Annotated in this window: 21 protein-coding genes; 19 read left to right on the top strand and 2 right to left on the bottom strand. The window is 67.8% G+C overall.

Annotation, left to right across the window (positions count from 1 at the left end):
- Window positions 1-4: 4 nt before the first annotated feature.
- Window positions 5-820: a DUF1266 domain-containing protein gene (locus ACLML9_RS13310; RefSeq protein ID WP_063125480.1), complete on the top strand. Its 816-nt coding sequence runs from the start codon at window positions 5-7 to the stop codon at window positions 818-820.
- A 55-nt stretch (window positions 821-875) separates the two neighbouring features.
- Here the strand turns inward: ACLML9_RS13310 and ACLML9_RS13305 are convergent, their stop codons facing one another.
- Window positions 876-1,625, bottom strand: a complete 750-nt coding sequence (locus ACLML9_RS13305; RefSeq protein ID WP_411945803.1) for an SDR family oxidoreductase — start codon at window positions 1,623-1,625, stop codon at window positions 876-878.
- Between the two features lie 89 nt (window positions 1,626-1,714).
- Between ACLML9_RS13305 and ACLML9_RS13300 the strand changes: the two genes are divergently transcribed.
- Complete coding sequence (locus ACLML9_RS13300; RefSeq protein WP_411945802.1) at window positions 1,715-2,188, top strand: RrF2 family transcriptional regulator; 474 nt, start codon at window positions 1,715-1,717, stop codon at window positions 2,186-2,188.
- Between the two features lie 136 nt (window positions 2,189-2,324).
- On the opposite strand, the gene ACLML9_RS13295 is transcribed toward ACLML9_RS13300, so the two are convergent.
- A complete protein-coding gene (locus ACLML9_RS13295; RefSeq protein ID WP_411945801.1) occupies window positions 2,325-3,320 on the bottom strand; it encodes a hypothetical protein in 996 nt (331 codons plus the stop codon).
- A gap of 300 nt (window positions 3,321-3,620) precedes the next feature.
- On the opposite strand from ACLML9_RS13295, the gene ftsH reads away from it, so the two are divergent.
- From ftsH to ACLML9_RS13210, 17 genes are all read left to right on the top strand, one after another.
- Window positions 3,621-5,987 carry an ATP-dependent zinc metalloprotease FtsH gene (gene ftsH / locus ACLML9_RS13290; RefSeq protein ID WP_411945800.1) on the top strand — a complete coding sequence of 789 codons (2,367 nt, stop codon included), beginning with the start codon at window positions 3,621-3,623 and terminating at the stop codon, window positions 5,985-5,987.
- A gap of 76 nt (window positions 5,988-6,063) precedes the next feature.
- Window positions 6,064-6,735, top strand: a complete 672-nt coding sequence (gene folE / locus ACLML9_RS13285; protein ID WP_411945799.1) for a GTP cyclohydrolase I FolE — start codon at window positions 6,064-6,066, stop codon at window positions 6,733-6,735.
- A gap of 92 nt (window positions 6,736-6,827) precedes the next feature.
- Complete coding sequence (gene folP, locus ACLML9_RS13280; protein ID WP_411945813.1) at window positions 6,828-7,646, top strand: dihydropteroate synthase; 819 nt, start codon at window positions 6,828-6,830, stop codon at window positions 7,644-7,646.
- A complete protein-coding gene (folB, locus tag ACLML9_RS13275) occupies window positions 7,643-8,035 on the top strand; it encodes a dihydroneopterin aldolase (RefSeq protein WP_411945798.1) in 393 nt (130 codons plus the stop codon). Before folP ends, folB begins: the two co-directional genes overlap by 4 nt.
- Window positions 8,032-8,577, top strand: coding sequence for a 2-amino-4-hydroxy-6-hydroxymethyldihydropteridine diphosphokinase (gene folK, locus ACLML9_RS13270; protein WP_411945797.1), 546 nt, complete (start codon window positions 8,032-8,034; stop codon window positions 8,575-8,577). The genes folB and folK overlap by 4 nt, the downstream gene beginning before the upstream one ends.
- A 410-nt stretch (window positions 8,578-8,987) precedes the next feature.
- On the top strand, window positions 8,988-9,464 hold the full coding sequence (locus ACLML9_RS13265) for a DUF3180 domain-containing protein (RefSeq protein WP_411945796.1): 477 nt from the start codon (window positions 8,988-8,990) through the stop codon (window positions 9,462-9,464).
- A 72-nt stretch (window positions 9,465-9,536) separates the two neighbouring features.
- Window positions 9,537-10,679: a DUF6779 domain-containing protein gene (locus ACLML9_RS13260; RefSeq protein WP_411945795.1), complete on the top strand. Its 1,143-nt coding sequence runs from the start codon at window positions 9,537-9,539 to the stop codon at window positions 10,677-10,679.
- 117 nt (window positions 10,680-10,796) lie between these two features.
- Window positions 10,797-11,744 carry a Rossmann-like and DUF2520 domain-containing protein gene (locus tag ACLML9_RS13255; protein WP_411945794.1) on the top strand — a complete coding sequence of 316 codons (948 nt, stop codon included), beginning with the start codon at window positions 10,797-10,799 and terminating at the stop codon, window positions 11,742-11,744.
- Between the two features lie 132 nt (window positions 11,745-11,876).
- Window positions 11,877-12,842 (top strand): pantoate--beta-alanine ligase, encoded by a 966-nt coding sequence (panC, locus tag ACLML9_RS13250; RefSeq protein ID WP_411945793.1) that lies wholly within the window; start codon window positions 11,877-11,879, stop codon window positions 12,840-12,842.
- Window positions 12,843-13,029: 187 nt separating this feature from the next.
- Window positions 13,030-13,449, top strand: coding sequence for an aspartate 1-decarboxylase (panD, locus tag ACLML9_RS13245; protein WP_411945812.1), 420 nt, complete (start codon window positions 13,030-13,032; stop codon window positions 13,447-13,449).
- A gap of 15 nt (window positions 13,450-13,464) precedes the next feature.
- The gene (locus ACLML9_RS13240; protein WP_411945792.1) at window positions 13,465-14,259 is read left to right on the top strand and encodes a type III pantothenate kinase; all 795 of its coding nucleotides are present in this window, start codon (window positions 13,465-13,467) and stop codon (window positions 14,257-14,259) included.
- Window positions 14,260-14,444: 185 nt separating this feature from the next.
- Complete coding sequence (locus ACLML9_RS13235; RefSeq protein WP_411945791.1) at window positions 14,445-15,071, top strand: cysteine dioxygenase; 627 nt, start codon at window positions 14,445-14,447, stop codon at window positions 15,069-15,071.
- Window positions 15,072-15,079: 8 nt separating this feature from the next.
- Window positions 15,080-15,502: a rhodanese-like domain-containing protein gene (locus tag ACLML9_RS13230; protein WP_411945811.1), complete on the top strand. Its 423-nt coding sequence runs from the start codon at window positions 15,080-15,082 to the stop codon at window positions 15,500-15,502.
- Between the two features lie 296 nt (window positions 15,503-15,798).
- Window positions 15,799-17,265 carry a lysine--tRNA ligase gene (gene lysS / locus ACLML9_RS13225; protein WP_411945810.1) on the top strand — a complete coding sequence of 489 codons (1,467 nt, stop codon included), beginning with the start codon at window positions 15,799-15,801 and terminating at the stop codon, window positions 17,263-17,265.
- Window positions 17,266-17,383: 118 nt separating this feature from the next.
- Window positions 17,384-17,743: a histone-like nucleoid-structuring protein Lsr2 gene (locus ACLML9_RS13220; RefSeq protein ID WP_030524140.1), complete on the top strand. Its 360-nt coding sequence runs from the start codon at window positions 17,384-17,386 to the stop codon at window positions 17,741-17,743.
- A 256-nt stretch (window positions 17,744-17,999) separates the two neighbouring features.
- A complete protein-coding gene (locus ACLML9_RS13215; protein WP_411945790.1) occupies window positions 18,000-18,623 on the top strand; it encodes an FHA domain-containing protein in 624 nt (207 codons plus the stop codon).
- A 303-nt stretch (window positions 18,624-18,926) separates the two neighbouring features.
- Window positions 18,927-21,482 (top strand): ATP-dependent Clp protease ATP-binding subunit, encoded by a 2,556-nt coding sequence (locus ACLML9_RS13210; RefSeq protein ID WP_030524138.1) that lies wholly within the window; start codon window positions 18,927-18,929, stop codon window positions 21,480-21,482.
- Window positions 21,483-21,521 lie beyond the last annotated feature (39 nt).

Raw genomic sequence — 21,521 nt, 5'->3', positions numbered from 1 at the left:
CGGTATGGCTGCTGCCGGATTGCCCACGCCGACCCCTTTTCCCTATCCGGAGCTCGACAAGCGCGAGGAGGACCACTGGTCCGGCGCGCAGATCGACGACGACCGCCTGCGCGCGTTGTCCCTGGGCGCCTTCTACTCGGCGCGCTGGGACGCATTCCACGACGCGCTCCTGCTGGGGCCCGAACGCGACCATCCCCTCGGCGACCGGCGTGAGCTGGCCATCGACACCCTCACCGGGGCCTGGGGTATCACCGACGGCACCGAGGCGCGCGCGTCCATGGAACAGCTGCTCGAGGGTATGCACGCCCCGCTGTACGCCCTGGTGCATCCATTGGTCACCGCCTCGCTGAATGCCAGCGAACGCGACCGGTTCGGCGAACGTGCCGACCGGCACCGCGCCTTCCTGCGGCAGGTCGCCTCGTTCCGCGGTATCGACAATTCCGAGGCACTCGTCCGCGACTACGACATCTGGTCCCAGGCGATCAAAATCGGTTTCACCGACCATCTGTCGCGGCCCCTACCGGCCGATATCCACGCCTGGGATCTGGCGCGGGTGGTCGCCGTGGCGCGTATGTCCTACACCGCCGGCTATATCGAAGCCGATGTCGCGTGGGATTACCTGGGCCGGGCGCTTCCGCTGGCCCAGCGCAAGTACCGAAACTGGCGGCAGTTCGGCGATGCCTACCTCACCGGCTGGACGTATTGGCAGGCCTGTGAGGACCTGGCGGAGCTGAAAGACGGTGGCGTCGATCGCCGCCTGGAACTGATGCGCCTGTGGCTCCGCCCGACCAGCCCCTGGCGCCGCATCGGTTTGGTGTAGCCCGAATACGCCGGGCGCTCCGGCTACTGCCGCCGATGCGGCTCGTCCGCGGGCGCTAACCCTGGGTGGCCAGCCATTGGTCGAAGGTCGTCGGGGCGATTCGTGCGTGCTCGGCGGGCAGCAGTGTGTTCCCGGCCATTTCCGGCCCGAACAATGACGACCAGGTCGGTACCAGCCGGACCGAGCGACCCCGCGCCTCGTTGGTGCGGCGGGCCATATCGACCAGGTCCTGTGGTTCCGGTCCCGCGATATCGCGATAGCGGCCCTGCGGCGCACCGGTCGCGACCTCGGCGAGGATATCGGCGACGTCGGCCGGGGCGATCGGCTGGATGAGCAGCGGCGCGAGGGTGGCGACGCCGTCCTGTTCGGTCCAGCCGGTGACGGTCGCGGCGAAATCGTGGAACTGGGTTGCCGCGACGATCGTCCACGGCACCTTTCCCTGCTCCACCAGGCGTTCCTGCTCCCGCTTCCCGGCGTAGTGCGCGTTGCCCTCCACTCGGCCGATGCCGACGATCGACAGCAGGACATGGTGTCCCACCCCGGCGCGCTGTTCGGCCGCCAGCAGGTTGCGGGTGGTGCTGCCGAGATAGTCGACGACCTCGTCGCGGTCGGTGCTTTCGACGCTGGTGGCGTCCACCACGGCATCGACGCCGGTGAGGGCGGTGTCCAGTCCCGCGCCGGTGCGCAGGTCGACGCCGAGTGAGCGGCTGATGCGGACGACCTCGTGGCCGGCGGCGCGCAGCGCATCGACGGTGAGAGTTCCGATATTGCCGGTGGCGCCGGCGACGGCGATTCGCTTGGTCATGGGGCTGTCTCCTCCAGCGGTGGTCTCTTACTGCCGGAACATTATCTCGGACTAAATAGATCCGCAATATCTTGGATAGAATCGCAGGCATGAAGTTGCCGGTGAGTACCGAATGGCTGTTGCACTGCGCCACATCGCTGGCGCAGCTCGAACCGGGAACGACCGCGTCGGCGGCGCAGCTGGCCCAGTACTTCGATCTGCCGGCGCCCTACCTCGCCAAACAGCTCCAGGCTCTGGTCCGCGCCGGCCTGCTGAGCGCCACCACGGGCCCCCGGGGTGGGTTCCGGCTGGCGCGGACCGCCCGGGAGATCACGCTGCTGCAGATCGTCGAGGCGGTGGACGGCGGCGCCTCGCCCTACGAATGCCGCGAAATACGTCAACAGGGTCGCGGCGGACTGCCCGCGGAGGAATGCCGCGAGCCGTGCCTCCTCGCCGTGAAGATGGCCGAGGCGCACGAGGCGTGGCGGGCGAGTCTGGCCGCCACCTCGCTGGGCGATCTCGTCGCCGAGCTACCGGAATGGGCTCCGGAACGGACCCGTCGACGCCTTGTGGGTACGCAGTAGCCGGGAACCGGTACCCGGTTCGGTCCGGCTCGTCGGGTGCGGCCGTACCGACGCGGCCGGTGGTGGCCGCTCGGCCGCGCGCCGCTCCGCACACCTCGCCCCACGCTCCGGAGGTCCCCGCCCGGCCGGCCGTGACTCAGATGCCCGGAAGTGAGCGCAGAATCCCGCGGCCGTACCGCTGGAACTGGGTGTCGTCGACCATGCCCAGGGAATGCCGCTCCACCAGCAGCTCCCATTCCGAGTACAGATGCGCGACGCTGGGATCGGCGGGACCGGCCGCACCGTCCACGGCCACCAGCCGCACGGCGAAGTTGATCGCGGTGGCCAGCCGTTCGGAATCGGCGCGATCCATCGCGGTGAAGTACATCGTCGTATTGCCGTCGTGTACTTCCACCAGGGGACGGCGGTCCCGCACCCGGATGTCCTGCACCACCGAGACCGCCTCCTCGGTGGCGCGGGCCCGCATGATCACGGGGATCGGCAGTTCGTGGGCATACGCCTCGCCGGTGCCGAGCGAGACCAGCAGCAGCCGCGTCGTGGTCACGGTGAGCAGGCAGGGGTCGTCCTCGCCCACCGGCGGGTGCGCGACGACACTCGCGGTTTCCAGCACGTATTCGTCGGGGGTGACGTAACCGGCCAGATCGGCCACCGCGGCCTCGCCCCGCCCGGTCGCCGACATCCGGCGTACCGCCCGCTCCACATCGGCGCGTACCGGCCCGTGCTCGGTCTGTTCGGTGGGCGGCGCGATCAGCTCGGGAGCGGCGATATCGATCCGCTGCGCGGCCAGGATCTGGTCGTTGATGCGGGCGACGATGCCGGCGGCCGCCGGTACATCGTGTTCGGCGATCAGCACGGGCAGCGGGGTCCGGTCGGCCGGAACGCCGACCAGCACGGGGGTCGGATAGCGCAGATATATCTCGATGACCACCGCGTCATCGGCTCGCCGGCTGAGTCGCACCTCCAGTAGGTCGGTCACCGCGACGTCGAGGACTCGCTCGCCGTCGCTCTCGGATTCGCCGTCGGCACCGGGGCGCAGGACGACCAATCGCCCTTCGCCGTGCCGCACGATTGCTGTGGGTGTCCGTAACTCGACTATGTCCATACCCCCTGCGCTCGGGTCGTACGCGATCATCATCGGTCCTACATGCGTGCCATGATTGTGATCACTACGAGATATCACAGACCACGACCCCGGGAACCACCGTGGTTTTCCGGCCGTTTACCTCTTGAACTGCATCACCAGCCGAACTACTGGCTTGCGACGAGTCAGGAAGCGCGATGTATCGACTAGACCGTACGCGGTAACGTGGCATGTCCGCACCCGAATCCGCCCACCGGGCGGCAACGGACGCGGGTTGTGCCGCCGAGAGCGACGCATCGCTAGGCAAAACGCGGAGACGCCTGAAAGGACTGGCCGCCCGGCCGACGCTCTATGAACCGCAAGACAGTGTTTCGTACCCTGGCGATAATCGCGGGCATTCTGCTCGTGATCTATCTGTTCAGTTACTTCGGCAACGACACCCGCGGCTGGCAGAGCGTCGACACGTCGGTGGCGATCGGCCAGCTCGCCGACAAGGAGAACGTCGCCCACGTTCAGATCGATGATCGCGAACAGCAATTGCGGATCGAACTGAAGAACGGGAACGACGCCACCCAGGGCGCCGACAAGATCATCGCAAAGTATCCCGGCGGCAGCGAGACCTCGGCCCAGATATTCAAGGCCGTTCAGGATTCGGGCGCCCAGTACAACACGGTGGTCAAACAGGAGAGCTGGGTCACCCAGATCCTGCTGTTCGTGCTGCCCATGGTGATCCTGCTCGGCCTGTTCATCTTCGTGATGTCGCGCATGCAGGGCGGCGGCCGCGGCGGCATGATGGGCTTCGGGAAATCCAAGGCCAAACAGCTGTCGAAGGATATGCCCAAGACCACCTTCGCCGATGTGGCCGGTGCCGACGAAGCGGTCGAAGAGCTCTACGAGATCAAGGACTTCCTGCAGAATCCGGTGCGCTACCAGGCGTTGGGCGCCAAGATCCCGAAGGGCGTCCTGCTCTATGGCCCCCCCGGCACCGGTAAGACGCTGCTCGCGCGTGCCGTGGCCGGCGAGGCGGGCGTACCGTTCTTCACCATCTCCGGCTCCGATTTCGTGGAGATGTTCGTCGGTGTCGGTGCCTCCCGCGTCCGTGACCTCTTCGAGCAGGCCAAGCAGAACAGCCCCTGCATCATCTTCGTCGACGAGATCGACGCGGTCGGTCGTCAGCGCGGCGCCGGCCTCGGCGGCGGTCACGACGAACGCGAACAGACCCTCAACCAGTTGCTGGTCGAGATGGACGGCTTCGGCGATCGCACCGGCATCATCCTGATCGCCGCGACCAACCGCCCCGATATCCTCGACCCCGCCCTGCTGCGGCCCGGCCGGTTCGACCGGCAGATCCCGGTCAGCAACCCCGACCTGGCCGGCCGTCGCGCCATCCTGCGGGTCCACTCGCAGGGCAAACCGATCTCCCCGGAAGCCGATCTCGACGGTCTGGCCAAGCGCACCGTCGGTATGTCGGGCGCCGATCTGGCCAATGTCATCAACGAGGCCGCCCTGCTCACCGCGCGGGAGAACGGTTCCACCATCACCGGTGACGCACTCGAGGAGTCGGTCGACCGGGTGATCGGCGGTCCGCGCCGCAAGAGCCGGATCATCAGCGAACACGAGAAGAAGATCACCGCCTACCATGAGGGCGGCCATGCGCTGGCCGCCTGGGCGATGCCCGATATCGAACCGGTCTACAAGGTGACGATCCTGGCCCGCGGCCGCACCGGCGGGCATGCGATGACCGTGCCCGAGGACGACAAGGGCCTGATGACCCGCTCGGAGATGATCGCCCGGCTGGTCATGGCCATGGGCGGGCGTGCCGCGGAGGAACTGGTCTTCCACGAGCCGACCACCGGGGCCTCCTCCGATATCGACCAGGCGACCAAGATCTCCCGCGCGATGGTCACCGAATACGGTATGAGCGCCCGGCTCGGCGCCGTGCGGTACGGCCAGGAACAGGGTGATCCCTTCCTGGGCCGCTCCATGGGTACCTCCTCGGACTACTCACACGAGGTTGCCGGAGCCATCGACGTCGAGGTTCGCAACCTCATCGAGGCCGCGCACACCGAAGCGTGGGCGATCCTCAGCGAGTACCGCGATGTGCTCGACGATCTGGCGACCGCGCTGCTCGAACGCGAAACCCTGCACCGCAAGGATCTGGAAACCATCCTCAGCGCGGTGCAGAAGCGGCCCCGGATCACCGCGTTCAACGATTTCGGCGATCGCGTGCCGTCGGACAAACCGCCGGTCAAGACTCCGGGTGAGCTTGCCGCCGAACGCGGCGAACCGTGGCCTCCCCAACCCGCCGTCCCCGTCGGCGTCGGCCCGCGCGACCCCGCGCCCGCCGGGAGCGTGCCGCAGCCCGCGGGCTTCCCCGGTGGCGCGGTCCAGCAGCCCGGCTACGGCCGGCCGCCCAGCGGCTACCCGGCGCCGGCGCAGCCCGCTCCCAGTTATCCCCACGGCGCCACACACGGCTCCCGGCCGGACTACGGCGCCCCCGTCGGCTGGTCGGCGCCCGGATGGCCGCCGCGCGAGGATCCGCAGGCCCCGCCTGCCGACCGCGGCTACGGCGGCGGGCAGGAACAGCCCCGGTACTCGTATCCCGACCAGGCGCCCGCGCACGACCGCGGGCCCGACGAATCCGGTTACGGCTCCGGTGAGGATTCCGGACATGGTGGCCCGCACTCCTCCTGGGACAGCCCGAACGGTCGGCAGTAAACCGGCGCCGATTACGCTCGGAGGGGTTCGGCGCCCGGTGTGTACCGCCGGGCCCGAGATGTGGAGGTGTCCTCGAATGTCGACCGATCAGCAGACCAACGGCTACACGGCCGATATCCCCGCCGAGCTGGGTGAGAGCGGCGAGCCCACCGCGGAGCTGGTCGCGCTGCACACCGGTAGACGCTTCGATCAGCCGCGCGCCGAGGCAGCGGTGCGCGAACTGCTCCTCGCGGTCGGCGAGAACCCGGACCGGCCGGGGCTGCTCGACACCCCCGCCCGGGTGGCCCGCGCTTATCGGGAGATGTTCGCGGGGCTGTACGTGGAACCGGACGCGGTCCTCAACACCACCTTCGACGAGGAGCACCAGGAACTCGTCCTGGTGCGCGATATCCCGATGTACTCGACCTGCGAACATCACCTCGTGTCGTTTCACGGCGTCGCCCATGTCGGATATATCCCGGGCCCGCACGGCCGGGTGACCGGGCTGTCCAAACTGGCGCGGCTGGTCGACCTCTATGCCAAACGCCCTCAGGTGCAGGAACGGCTCACCAGCCAAATCGCCGACGCGCTCATGCGGAAACTGGATCCGCGCGGCGCGATCGTGGTGGTCGAGGCCGAGCATCTGTGCATGGCCATGCGCGGTATCCGGAAACCCGGCGCCAGCACCACCACCTCGGCCGTCCGCGGAATCCTGCAGACCAGCTCGGCCTCGCGCGCCGAGGCCCTCGACCTGATCCTGCGCAAGTGAGCGACCAGCGCACGGCCGTGGCAGTACCCACCCTCACCGGCGTGCGGCCGCGTCCCGGTGTGGAGCCACGCCCGGGCCGCTCCTGCGTCGTGATGGGTGTGGTCAACGTGACCAGCGATTCCTTCTCCGACGGCGGCCGCTATCTCGATCCGCAGCGAGCGATCGAGCACGGTATCCGGCTCTACGAGCTGGGTGCCGACATCATCGATGTCGGTGGTGAGTCGACCCGGCCCGGCGCCGTGCGCGTCGAGGTGGAAACCGAAGTCGACCGGGTGGTGCCGGTGCTGCGCGGGCTGGTCGCGGCCGGGATACCGACCAGCGTCGACACCATGCGCGCCCGGGTTGCCGAAGCAGCCGTCGCGGCCGGGGTGACGGTGATCAACGATGTCTCGGGCGGCCGCGCCGACCCGGCGATGGCCGCGGTCGTCGCGGCCGCCGATATCCCGTGGATCCTCATGCACTGGCGGGCCGCGCCGGACTACCGGCACACCGGGCCGGCCGACCACTACGACGATGTGGTGGCCGAGGTCCGTTCCGAGCTGGGGGTGCAGGTGCGGCATGCGATCGACGCGGGCGTCGATCCCGCCCGGATCATCCTGGATCCCGGTCTCGGATTCGCGAAGAACGCGGAACACAACTGGGCGCTGCTGGGAGCCCTGGACCGCTTCGTCGCCGATGGGTTTCCGGTGCTGATCGGCGCCTCGCGCAAACGGTTCCTGGGGTCGCTGCTGGCCGACGGTGCCGGCCCGCGCCCGCCCGCCGGCCGGGAAACCGCCACCGCGACCGTGTCCGCGCTCGCGGCCTGGCACGGTGCCTGGGGTGTCCGGGTCCACGATGTGCGTGGTTCGCAGGACGCCCTCGCCGTGACCGAGGCTTGGCGTCGCGCGCAACGACCGGGAACGCCGCGGTGAACGCACCGGTACCGGGCCCGGACCGGATCGAGCTGCGGGGGTTGCGGGTTTTCGGCCGGCACGGAGTTTTCGAGCACGAACGCCGCGACGGGCAGGAATTCGTGGTGGATCTGACCGTCTGGTCGGACTTCGGCGCCGCGGCGGCCACCGACGATCTCACGCACACCGTCGACTACGGCGCGCTCGCGGAGCTGGCCGTGCGGATCGTGGCGGGTCCGCCGCGGAATCTCATCGAAACCGTCGCCACCGAGATCGCCGACCGGGTACGCGAAGTGCCCGGGGTCGCCGATGTCGAGGTGGTGCTGCACAAACCGGCCGCGCCCATCCCGCACGAATTCGCCGATGTGCGGGTCGTCACAGCGGGCCGCCGGGAGCAGGGGTCGCCGTGACGCGTGCCGTGCTGTCGATCGGTTCGAACATGGGGGATCGGCTCGAACTGCTGCGCAGTGTCGTCACCGGGCTCGGTGCGCGGGTGCGCGCCGTATCGCCCGTCTACACCACCGCGCCGTGGGGCGGGGTGGAGCAGGACGATTTCCTCAATGCCGTGCTGGTGGCCGAGGACCCGGACTACGACTGTCGTGCTTGGCTCCGGCACGGACAGCGGTTGGAGCAGGCCGCCGGGCGCGAGCGGGCGGTGCGCTGGGGTGCCCGGACCCTCGACGTGGACATCGTCTCCTGCGCCGAGCGGGCCGGCACCGGACTGAATGTCCTGCGCAGTACCGATCCCGAACTCACCCTGCCGCACCCGCAGGCGCACCACCGCGCGTTCGTCCTGATTCCCTGGCTCGACGTGGAGCCCGACGCGTCCTTGGCCGTCGACGGGACCGAACGCAGCGCGCGCGAACTACTGGCGGAGCTGGACCCCGCCGAACGCGACGGTGTGCGGCGCACGGAATTCACGCTCCTACCCGCCGCCAGGACGTTGCCATGATGCGATACCGCGACACCTCCGCCTTCGCTGCGGTCTCCGCGGAGCGCATGTATCCGCTTCGAGGGATCGATGATGCAATACCCCCGCCTTCGCTCCGGTCTCCGTGGGTTGCGTGCACCCGCTTCAAGGGGAGTTCGATGATGCGATACCTGCGCCTTCGCTGCGGCCTCCGCGGGCCGTATGTTTCTGTGACGGGGAGCGTCCGATGATGCGATACCTGCGCCTTTGCTGCGGTCTCCGCGGGCCGTATGTTTCTGTGACGGGGAGCGTCCGATGATGCGATACCTGCGCCTTTGCTGCGGTCTCCGCGGGCCGTATGTTTCTGTGACGGGGAGCGCCCGATGACTCTTGGGGGCGGTCGTATGAATGCCGGCGGCGGCCGCGGTGGGGACGGCGACGATGGCGGGGGGATGAAGCTCAAACCCACCCGCATCCGGGAATTGCTGGCCAACGTCCTGGTCGCGGCGGTGATCGCATGGGTGGCGACGCGGCTGGCCTACGCGAGTTTCCCGCCGATCTCCACCATCGCCGGCGCCTCGCTGTATCCGGTCGCGATTCTGGAGGCCGCCCTCGGCTTCTATATCCGGATCCGGGTGAGCAACAGTCAGATCGGCGCCGATTCCCGCCAGTTGCACCCGATCACCGTCGCCCGGGCTCTCGCGCTGGCGAAGGCCTCGGCTCAGGTGGGGTCGCTGGTGGCCGGAGTGTGGCTCGGGTTCCTGCTGTGGATCTTCCCGCAGCGCGGGGATCTGCGGGCGGCCGACGCGGACTATCCGGGCGCGCTGATCGGATGCGGGGCCGGTATCGCCCTTGCCGTGGCCGCCCTGTGGCTCGAATACTGCTGCCGGGCCCCCGACGATCCGACCGACGATCCGGCGCCCTCGTAGGCCGGATCGCCGTGATCGATCCCGCCCTTTCCGACCTGGGCGACGATGAATATCGCGGCTACCCTTGCGGTCATGGTTTCACCGTCCCGCAGTAGTACTTCCGCGCGCGGCCGGGAAGATGTGGGCAAGCTCTTCCTCGGCGCACTCGTCCTACTGGGTCTGGTGGCCAGTGTATTTCTCGTGCTGAGCGACAGTCTGCAATTCATCCGGGTCGGGTTGGTGGTGGCGCTGTGGGCGGCGGTGCTGGGCGCCTGGGCGGCCGGCCGGTACCAGGCGAAAATGCGTGATCTGCGCCGCATCTACGAACTGGAACTCGAGCGTGAGATCAGCGCCCGCCGCGAACACGAACTCGGCGTCGAATCGCGGGTGCGTGCCGAACTGGGTGCCGACGCGACGGAAATGGCGGCGCTGCGTGCCGAACTGACGGTGCTGCGGCGGCAGTTGGAGCGGCTCTTCGACGGAGATCTGCCGGAGGAGCGGCCCGCGCTGCGCGCGTCCGTCTTCCGTCTTCAGGAGCTGCCCGGCGCCGGGGACCGGCCGGGGCTCGCACCCGGCTGGCAGGGATCCGACGAAGGCGAGCGGCGGGCCGTGGACGCCTGGGCGAACGCCGCCGCGAGCTGGTCGTATGCCGCAGACGGCTGGGTCGATACCGAAGCCGGGACCGCCGAACCGGCGAGCGACACCGGTGAACGCAAGGCGGTGACCCCGGTCTACGAAACCGACCACCCGGGCCGGCCGCGGTTCGCGAGCCCCGACGACGCGCCGGTCACCGCGGAAACGGCGATCGTCCGCCTCGACGACGATCCGCCCTACGGGCCGTCCCCCTCCGAAATCTCCGGGCCGAGCTGGTCGGACGCCTTCACCGAGGTGTACGACGAACCGGACGCCGACGACGACCGCTACCGCCCGTTGCTGCGCGACGAACCCTTCTACGGTCCGCCCGCGCCGGACAGCGAGGCCCCGGACTCCCGCCCGCCGGTCGCCGTCGTGCCCGCGACCGCCGTAGCCGCCGAACCGGCCGAGCCCGTGGTCGACGGCAAGTCCGTCGATGGAGATACCCGAGAACCGGCCGCGTCCGCGGCGGGCAAGCTGTTCCCCCGTTCGGCGAACTCCCGGCGCCGCCGCACCCAGTCCGACGCCGCCGGGAACCGGCGGCTGTCGGTCGCCGAGATCATGGCCAACCTGCGTCAGGAAGAGGAGCAGCGCAGCTCCTGAAGTGCGGCATATATCACCCGGGGCGCCCATGGCGCATCGGCCGGCGCCGGCCCTATCCTCGACTCGTAACGTCCGGTACCCGCAGCGCGGGACTGGAACGACTTCGAGAGGACACTGTTGACCTCGCCACGCGTGACTCCTGGCAACCCGGCCGCGAGTGGTGATCCGGCGCCCGCACGACTGACGGTAGGCATCGTCTCGGCGGGACGTGTGGGATCAGCCCTCGGCGCCGCGCTCGAGCGCGCCGGACATGTGGTGTTCGGCGTCGCCGCGATCTCCGACGCTTCGGTGCGCCGCGCGCAGTCCCGGCTGCCCGACTCGCAGATCCTCCCGGTCGAGGAGGTCGCGGCCCGCAGCGAGCTGCTGATCCTGGCCGTCCCGGACGCCGAGCTGGCCGGTCTGGTCCGCGGCCTCGCGAGTTCGGGGACGGTACGTCCCGGCACAATCGTGGCCCACACTTCCGGAGCCAACGGCATCGGTGTACTCGCCCCGCTGCGGGAAGCCGGTGCGCTCCCGCTGGCCGTGCACCCCGCGATGACCTTCACCGGCCACGACGAAGATCTGCCCCGCCTGGCCAACGCCTGTTTCGGGATCACCGCCGCCGATGAGATCGGCTATGCCATCGCCCAGTCCCTGGTGATCGAGATGGGCGGCGAACCGGTCCGGGTTGCCGAGGAACACCGCACGCTCTATCACGCCGCGCTCGCGCACGGCAGCAACCATCTCGTCACGCTGGTACTGGACGCGGTGGAGGCGCTGCGCCAGGCGCTGGCCGGACCCGGTCTGCTGGGCCAGCAGACGGTCGACGACCAGCCCGGCGGCCTGCCGGAACGCCTGCTCGCCCCGCTGGCCTCCGCCGCCCTGGACAACGCGCTGCGCCGCGGCCAGGCCGCGCTCACCGGTCCGGTGGCCCGCGGCGACACCGCGGCCGTCGCCGCGCACCTCGCGGCCCTCACGGCGGCGGATCCCGAGATCGCCGCCGGGTATCGCGCCCTGTCGCGGCGTACCGCCGAACGGGTGCAGGCCCCCGCCGAACTACGCGAGCTGCTGGAGGACCACCAATGAGGCGATACCTCCGCCTTCGCAGCGGCCTCCACCGACCCCCGGTACTGCTCTCGGGGGAGGTTGGATGAGGCGGCATCTTCGCCTTTGCCGCGGTCTCCGTGGATTCCAGGTACCGGCTTCGAAGGAGGCTCTATGACGGACCCGTCCCTGCGCGGTGCGTACCGTGCCGGCGAGCTCACTGTGCAGCACGATCCGGCCGTGCTCGGCAAAGTCGTTCGCGCGCTGCGCGGTACCGGGCGCACCGTCGGCCTGGTGCCCACCATGGGTGCCCTGCACGAAGGCCATCTCGAACTGGTACGCCGTGCCAAGCGGACCAACCAGATCGTGGTGGTGTCCGTCTTCGTCAACCCGCTGCAGTTCGGCGCCGGCGAGGACCTGGACAGCTACCCCCGCACCCTCGATGCCGACGTGGAGTTGCTGCGCGGCGAGGGAGTGGCCCTGGTCTTCGCGCCGAGCGCGGCGGATATGTATCCCGAGGGCCCGCGGACGACCGTGCAGCCCGGACCGGTCGGCGCCGACCTCGAGGGCGCTTCCCGGCCGACCCATTTCGCCGGGATGCTCACCGTGGTGGCCAAACTGCTGCAGATTGTGCATCCGCACGAGGCATTCTTCGGTGAGAAGGACTACCAGCAGCTCACGCTGATCCGCCAGATGGTCCGCGACCTGAACTTCGACGTGAAGATCGTCGCGGTGCCGACCGTGCGCGAATCCGACGGGCTGGCGCTCTCCTCGCGCAACCGCTACCTCGACCCCGGCCGGCGCGAACTCGCGACCACGCTGTCCGCCGCGCTATTGGCCGGCGCGCGGTCCGGGGCGGCCGGCGCGGACGCCGTCCTGGAGGCCGCGCACGCGGTCCTGGCCGCCGCTCCCGAGATCGAACTCGACTATCTCGAACTGCGCGCCGCCGACCTGGGCCCCGCCCCGGAATCCGGCAACGCCCGGCTACTCATCGCGGCCCGCGTCGGCACCACCCGGCTGATCGACAACGCTCCCGTCCGATTGGGAGCCCCGCTCGACGGCCACCCCGACGCCGATCTCGTGACCCCGGAACCTCGGCCGCCCGTGCCGAACAGCCCGAACGGGACGAGAGCACCGTGAACCCCGGTTCTGGAGCGACAGAGCGAAGGAGCGCAGCGACCGAGTGCATGCGGCCGGGCGTCCAGGTAGCGGCGACCGTCGAACACTTACAGAGTCGTGAATTTACTCAGGCCGGTCAGGGCGCACGCCCGGACACACCCCATGTCTTCTCCGGATGGCCTGCCATCAATACAGAAAGGCGACGATGATGTTGCGCACCATGATGAAATCCAAGATCCACCGGGCCACCGTGACCCATGCCGACCTGCACTATGTCGGGTCGGTGACCATTGATCAGGATCTTCTCGATGCGGCCGATCTGCTCGAGGGCGAGCAGGTCTGCATTGTCGACATCGATAACGGAGCCCGTCTCGAAACCTATGTGATCGCGGGCGAGCGCGGGTCCGGGGTGATCGGTATCAATGGTGCCGCGGCTCATCTGGTCAACCCCGGTGACCTGGTCATTCTCATTGCCTACGGCATGATGGACGCGGCCGAGCTGCGCGAGTACGACCCGAAGGTCGTGTTCGTCGATGACCGCAATCGTCCGGTCGAGCTGGGCTCGGATCCGGCGTACGCGCCGGCGGGCTCGGATCTGATCAGCCCGCGCAACCTGACCTTCGTCTGACGGCGCGGTGACCGCATGCTCCTGACCATCGATGTCCGTACGACCAGCACGGTGGTCGGGCTGACCGCGGGTTCCGGATCGCAGGCCGAATTGGTCCGGCATTGGCGGATCCATACGAATCCGTTGCACACCGCCGACGAGTTCGCGATGAGTCTGCGGGGTCTGGTGGGCCCCGATCTCGACGCGGTGACCGGGGTGGCAGGTCTGTCGACGGTGCCGCCGGTATTGCGTGAGCTGCGCTTCATGCTGGAGCGCTACTGGCAGCACGTACCGCATGTGCTGGTGGAGCCGGGTGTCCGGACCGGTATTCCGCTGCTGGTGGACAATCCGAAAGAGGTCGGCGCGGACCGGATCGTGAACAGTCTCGCCGCCCATCATCAGTTCGGTGGCGCCGCGATCGTGGTGGATTTCGGTGTGTCGATCTGTGTGGATCTCGTATCGGCGAAGGGGGAGTTCCTCGGCGGTGTGATCGCACCGGGGGTGGAGACCGCGACCGAGGCGCTGACCGAGCGGACCGCGTTGCGCCGGGTGGAGTTGAGCAGGCCCCGGTCGGTGGTGGGTAAGAACAGCGTCGAATGCATCCAGTCCGGGGCGATCTTCGGTTTCGCCGGACTGGTGGACGGGCTGGTCGATCGTATCCGGGACGATATCGACGGTTTCGCCGATGCGGGGGTCGCGGTGGTGGCCACCGGTGCGGCGGCTCCGCTGATCATCGATGAATCCGAGACCATCGAACACCACGAGCCCCATCTGACGATCACCGGTCTGCGGCTGGTCTTCGAACGCAATCAGCGCCGCGCTCGTGGCTGATGCCGCCGTCCGAGCCTGTGACGTATTCCGTTGATTCGAATGTGGCCGAGCCGCCGCCGGCTTGCTAAGCTCACCGTGTGCTGAACCGCATGCGTACCCAGGAGTGTTGTCGAGGCTGATTCGCCTCGACCGTTCGAGGCATTCTGCAGTCCTCGACCGTTTCTTTACTTCCTGGAGATGCGCTCATGCATTCGCCTGTTCTCTCGTCCGTAGTGCGTCGGCCGGTCCGTGATAATTCCGCCGCGGCCGCGAATCCGATTCCCGATCGTCCGATCGCCTCGGCCCTGCCGACGCGGCTGCGCCCGGCGGATCTGCTCCGCCTGACCGACGAGACCGGTGAGGATGTGCTCGCCGGCCGGTACGACCATCTGCTTCCGTCGGACGGTCTGTGGCCGGCGGTCGACCGCTGGGCCACCCGCCTGGTCGCCGACGACGAGGTCGATGTCTGGCTGATCAGCTGGACCCCGGACAAATCCACGAAACTGCACGATCACGCCGGCTCGCTCGGCGCGCTCACCGTGCTCAGCGGGGCGCTGGCCGAATACCGCTGGAACGGTACCGAATTGCGTCACCGGGTGCTGGCCGCCGGCGATCAGGCCGCGTTCCCCATCGGCTGGGTGCACGATGTCGTGCGCGCCCCCGACCGCCTCGCGGTATCGGGCCCGTCCGGTACCGGACCGCTGGACCCCACCTTGAGCGTGCACGCCTACTCGCCGCCGCTGACCGCCATGTCCTATTACGAAGTGACCGGACAAGGCAGCCTGCGGCGTACCCACACCGTTCTCACCGACCAGCCCGAAGGTGACCTCTGATGTCGCGACTGACCATTGACCAGATGCTGGACCAGGCCCGCGCGAAGTTGCGGCGGATCCATCCCGTAGAACTGCCCGCCGCGCTCGCCCGCGGGGCGATTCTGGTGGATATCCGGCCCGCGGCGCAGCGGGCCAGGGAAGGGGCACTGCCCGGAGCCCTGGTCATCGAACGGAATGTGCTCGAGTGGCGGCTCGACCCCAGCAGCTCGGCGCGCCTGGCGCTGGCCACCGATCACGATGTCGAGTGGGTGGTGGTCTGCTCGGAGGGGTACACCTCCAGCCTCGCCGCGGCATCGTTGCGCCAATTGGGACTGCATCGCGCGACCGATCTGGTCGGCGGATACAAGGCGCTGGAAGCCGCCGGTATGCGATCGGTGGCCACCGGTGCCGCGCACTTCACCAGGGAAGTTCGTTCGCTCGCCGTTCTCTGAATTGTTGTCCTCGGCCGAATGCGGCCGGACGACAATACATTTCCGCTGTGCGCCGGCGCCCCGGGAAAATTCTAAGCAACCAAATGGTCTATTTCTCCCGGGCCGCCCTGCCGCGCCTTCCGCAAGTGATTCCTTATCGCGCGGTTGGGGCGGGCGGATGACGAATCGATTTGCGGTGCACGCTAGGGTGGTTCGCTGTGAGCAACCCGAACATCTCGTCATCCGGCGGCTCCGCGGGCGTTGTTCCCGCGGGGCGATCCAGCCGCTCTGTGGAGGTCGACGACGTCCCCGAGCAGATGCGGATCCGCCGGGAGAAGCGGGAGCGGCTGCTCGAGTCGGGCGGGGAGGCCTATCCCGTTTCGGTGCCGCGCACCCATGGCCTGGCCGAAATCCGCGCCGCCTATCCGGATCTCGCGGCCGATACCGCGACCGGCCGGATCGTGGGTGTGGCCGGCCGGGTCATCTTCATGCGAAATACCGGCAAATTGTGCTTCGCTCAGCTACAGGAGGGCGACGGCACCACTTTGCAGGCCATGGTGAGCCTGAACGGTGTCGGTGCGGACGCGCTGGCGGCGTGGAAGGCCGATGTGGATCTCGGCGATATGGTTTTCGTGCACGGTGAGGTCATCTCGTCGCGTACGGGTGAATTGAGTGTCATGGCCGATTCCTGGTCCATGGCCGCGAAGGCACTGCGTCCGCTCCCGGTAGCGCATAAGGAGATGGGCGAGGAAGCACGGGTCCGGCAGCGCTATGTCGATCTGATCATGCGCCCGGAGGCCCGCCGGACGGCCCGTACCCGGGTGGCGGTGGTGCGCGCGCTGCGCAACGCGCTGGAACGCCGTGATTTTCTCGAGGTCGAGACGCCGATGCTGCAGACGCTGCACGGCGGCGCGGCCGCCCGGCCCTTCCGCACCCACTCCAATGCGCTCGATATGGATCTCTACCTGCGCATTGCTCCGGAATTGTTTCTGAAGCGCTGCGTGGTCGGTGGGCTCGAGCGGGTCTTCGAGATCAATCGCAACTTCCGTAACGAAGGTGCCGATTCCACCCATTCGCCCGAGTTCGCGATGCTCGAAACTTATCAGGCGTACGGTACCTACGACGACTCCGCACGTATGATCCGGGAATTGATCCAAGAAGTCGCCCAGGAGGCGCTGGGAACGCAGGTCGTCACCCTTGCCGACGGTTCGGAATACGACTTGAGCGGTGAGTGGACAACGGTCGAGATGTATCCGTCGTTGTCCGAGTCGACGGGGGTGGAGGTCACTCCGGAAACAACTGTTCCGGAATTGCTGGAGCTCGCCGATCGGGTCGGTCTGGAAATTCCCGAAGGGAAGGGCTACGGCCACGGCAAACTGGTGGAGGAACTGTGGGAGCACAGCTACGGCGACAAGCTGTACGTGCCGACTTTCGTCCGCGATTTCCCGGTCGAGACGTCCCCGCTGACCAGGCAGCACCGGTCGCGGGCCGGTGTTACCGAGAAGTGGGATCTGTATGTCCGGGGCTTCGAGTTGGCCACCGGCTATTCGGAGTTGGTGGATCCGGTGATCCAGCGTGAGCGGTTCGTCGATCAGGCCCGCCTGGCCGCGGCCGGTGACGACGAGGCAATGGTGCTCGACGAAGACTTCCTGGCCGCGATGGAACACGGGATGCCGCCGACGACCGGAACCGGTATGGGAATCGATAGGTTGTTGATGGCGCTCACCGGATTGGGAATCCGGGAAACGATACTGTTCCCAATAGTGCGGCCGGTCGGCCGTTGAGCGAACGGTTTGCATAGCAGGCCGCTCGTCTTGGAATTTTCCGAATTCGAGGTATTCTTACCTCGGGTAAATCGGCCTGATTTTGCGGGCCGCACGATTTCGAGAGGACGTTCATCTCATGGCAAAGAAGGTCACCGTTAGCCTGATCGACGATGTCGACGGTGAGTCCATCGCGGACGAGACCATCGAGTTCGCAATCGACGGGGTGTCGTACGAGATCGACCTGTCGTCGACGAATGCAGCGAAGCTTCGGGACGAGTTGGAGCAGTGGGTGACCAGTGCCCGGCGGGTGAGCGGTCGGCGTCGGGTGAAGGCCGCTGTCGCGGCCTCCGGGAACACCAAGGCGCGCGCCACCATGGATCGCGAACAAAGCGCGGCTATTCGCGAGTGGGCGCGGCGGAATGGTCACAAGGTTTCCGCGCGTGGCCGTATCTCCGCCGATATCACCGACGCGTACAACAAGGCCGCGAAGGGATAGTTCTTCTTTCAACCGTCGCGTGTGCTGATTATTCGCAGAACACGCCGACGGCTGGTCTTCTCGATAGCTATTTGGAATTACCGCTGGCCCCGGCGTCGATCGCCGGGGCCGCTGCGCCCGGCGGCGTTCCATCTTGCCCGAGCGGCCGACTGCCCGGCACCATAGATGTGATCGGGCGGGCCCGGTGCGCCGCAGTGCAAGAGGTCCGCAGTGTTCGGCAGTTGCTGCCGATATGGAGAGGTGAGGTATCGGCGCAGTGTCCGGATCCGTCGGTTCGTTCCTTCGATTCACCGATGACGAAGGCCATAGGCGCGAGGTGATGTTGAGCCCCGATCGGCAGCGGATCACCATCGGCCGCTCCGCGGGTGCCGATCTGTCGCTGCGCTGGGACGCCGAGGTGTCGCGGCTGCACGCCGCCGTCGAATACCTCGCCGCGCACTGGACCATCGTGGACGACGGCCTTTCTCGTAACGGCACGTTCGTCAACGGCGAACGCATCAACGGCCGCCGCCGGCTGATGCCCGGCGACCGTATCCGGGTGGGCACCTCGCTGGTGTCTTTCCACGACTTCAACGGCGTCGCCGACGACGCCACCCGCGCCTCGGGTGCGAGCATGCCCACCGTGCGCTCGCTGACCGAGGCGCAGCGGGGAGTGCTCGTCGCGCTGTGCCGCCCGTTCAAAGGGGATGCCGGGTTCGCCGCCCCGGCCACGAACCAGCGGATCGCCGATGAGCTGTTCCTGAGTGTGGACGCCGTCAAGACCCATCTGCGCGCGCTGTTCGCCAAGTTCGGCGTCGAAGACCTGCCGCAGAACCAGAAGCGGGTCCGGCTCGCCGCGCTGGCCATGCGCAGCGGTCTGATCACCGATCGCGATCTGTGACGGCCGTCCCCGGCCGCCCGCACCTCGATTACCGGATCTCCCCAGCTCTGGGAGTCGTTCTGTTCGCTCTGGGCAAAACCGGAGTGGGAAACCAATCGGTGGGTAAGGGCGTTATGAGTGAGTAGGTCTGCCGTCGGCCCACATCATTAGGGTGGAGCGGCGGCGGCGTAATCCCCTGCCAACTAGAGTGGGAGGCGGGGGCCGCAACCCCTGGCCTTCATGGCAGGCTGAAGCCGACGGTTGTCCACGACACACCACGGCGTCAGCCGGCCATAGAGTCCGGAGCAGGAGAGTGAGGGAGCGATGTTCGAGAGGTTCACCGACCGCGCGAGGCGTGTCGTCGTCCTGGCCCAAGAAGAGGCCCGGATGCTCAACCACAACTACATCGGCACCGAGCACATCCTGCTGGGTCTGATCCACGAGGGTGAGGGTGTCGCGGCCAAGTCCCTGGAGTCGCTCGGTATCTCGCTGGAGGGCGTGCGCAGCCAGGTCGAAGAGATCATCGGCCAGGGTCAGCAGGCCCCGTCCGGTCATATTCCGTTCACCCCCCGCGCCAAGAAGGTGCTGGAACTGAGCCTGCGCGAAGCGCTGCAGCTCGGTCACAACTACATCGGCACCGAGCACATTCTGCTCGGCCTGATCCGCGAGGGCGAGGGCGTCGCGGCCCAGGTGCTGGTCAAGCTCGGCGCCGACCTCAACCGGGTCCGCCAGCAGGTCATCCAGCTGCTGTCCGGGTACCAGGGCAAGGAGCCCGTGGAATCCGGCGCCCGGGGCGAGACGGGTACCCCGTCCACCTCGCTGGTGCTCGACCAGTTCGGCCGCAATCTCACCCAGGCGGCCCTGGAAGGCAAACTCGATCCCGTCATCGGCCGCTCGAAGGAGATCGAGCGGGTCATGCAGGTGCTGAGCCGCCGTACCAAGAACAACCCGGTCCTGATCGGCGAGCCCGGTGTCGGTAAGACCGCCGTCGTCGAGGGTCTGGCCCAGGCCATCGTCAACGGCGAGGTTCCGGAGACGCTGAAGGACAAGCAGCTCTACACCCTCGACCTGGGCTCCCTGGTCGCGGGCAGCCGCTACCGCGGTGATTTCGAAGAGCGCCTGAAGAAGGTGCTCAAGGAGATCAACACCCGTGGCGACATCATCCTGTTCATCGACGAGCTGCACACGCTGGTCGGTGCGGGTGCCGCCGAGGGCGCGATCGACGCGGCCTCGATCCTGAAGCCGAAACTGGCCCGCGGTGAGCTGCAGACCATCGGCGCCACCACCCTCGACGAGTACCGCAAGTACATCGAGAAGGACGCCGCCCTGGAGCGCCGGTTCCAGCCGGTGCAGGTGGGCGAGCCGACGGTCGAGCACACCATCAACATCCTCAAGGGTCTGCGCGACCGCTACGAGGCACACCACCGGGTGTCCATCACCGACGGTGCCCTGGTGGCCGCGGCCACCCTGGCCGACCGCTACATCAACGACCGATTTCTCCCGGACAAAGCGATCGACCTGATCGACGAGGCCGGCGCCCGGATGCGCATCCGCCGGATGACCGCGCCGCCGGACCTGCGCGAATTCGACGACAAGATCGCCGACGCGCGCCGGGAGAAGGAATCGGCGATCGACGCGCAGGACTTCGAGAAGGCCGCGCGGCTGCGCGACAAGGAGAAGCAGCTCGTCGCCAAGCGGGCCGAGCGCGAGAAGCAGTGGCGCTCCGGCGACCTGGATGTCGTGGCCGAGGTCGACGACGAGCAGATCGCCGAGGTGCTGGCCAACTGGACCGGTATCCCCGTCTTCAAGCTCACCGAGGAGGAGACCACCCGTCTGCTCCGCATGGAGGACGAGCTGCACAAGCGGATCATCGGCCAGGAGGACGCGGTCAAGGCCGTCTCCAAGGCCATCCGCCGTACCCGCGCCGGCCTGAAGGATCCGAAGCGTCCGTCCGGCTCGTTCATCTTCGCCGGTCCGTCCGGTGTCGGTAAGACCGAGCTGTCCAAGGCGCTGGCGAACTTCCTGTTCGGCGACGACGACGCGCTCATCCAGATCGATATGGGCGAGTTCCACGACCGCTTCACCGCTTCGCGGCTGTTCGGTGCCCCTCCCGGGTACGTCGGCTACGAAGAGGGCGGCCAGCTCACCGAGAAGGTGCGCCGCAAGCCGTTCTCGGTCGTGTTGTTCGACGAGATCGAGAAGGCCCACCAGGAGATCTACAACACCCTGTTGCAGGTCCTGGAGGACGGTCGCCTCACCGACGGCCAGGGCCGGACCGTGGACTTCAAGAACACGGTGCTGATCTTCACCTCGAACCTCGGTACCTCCGATATCTCGAAGGCCGTGGGTCTGGGCTTCACCCAGAGCAATGCCGAGGGCTCGAACTACGAGCGGATGAAGCTCAAGGTCAACGACGAGCTGAAGAAGCACTTCCGGCCGGAGTTCCTCAACCGTATCGACGATGTGATCGTCTTCCATCAGCTCACCACCGACCAGATCGTGGAGATGGTGGATCTGATGATCGCCCGCGTCGAGCGGCAGCTGAAGAACAAGGATATGGCGATCACGCTCACCGAGAACGCCAAGAACCTGCTGGCCAAGCGTGGCTTCGACCCCGTGCTCGGTGCCCGGCCGCTGCGCCGCACCATCCAGCGGGAGATCGAGGACCAGCTCTCGGAGAAGATCCTCTTCGGCGAGATCGGCCCCGGCCAGACCGTCCAGGTCGATGTCGAGGGCTGGGACGGCGAAGGCTCCGGCGAGGACGCCCGCTTCACCTTCTCCCCGAAGGCCAAGCTCACCAAGGAAGACGGCGACAAGAAGCCCGAGGTCGTGCTCACCGGCGCGGGCGAGGGCTCGACCGAAGCCGCTTCGGGCGAGTAGCCACAGCGCAGTAAGGGCCTGCCCACCGGTACCACACCG

It is taken from the genome of Nocardia sp. NPDC002869, from assembly GCF_046764065.1.
GTDB lineage: Bacteria > Actinomycetota > Actinomycetes > Mycobacteriales > Mycobacteriaceae > Nocardia > Nocardia rhamnosiphila.
This window is presented reverse-complemented; position numbering and strand designations above follow the sequence as displayed.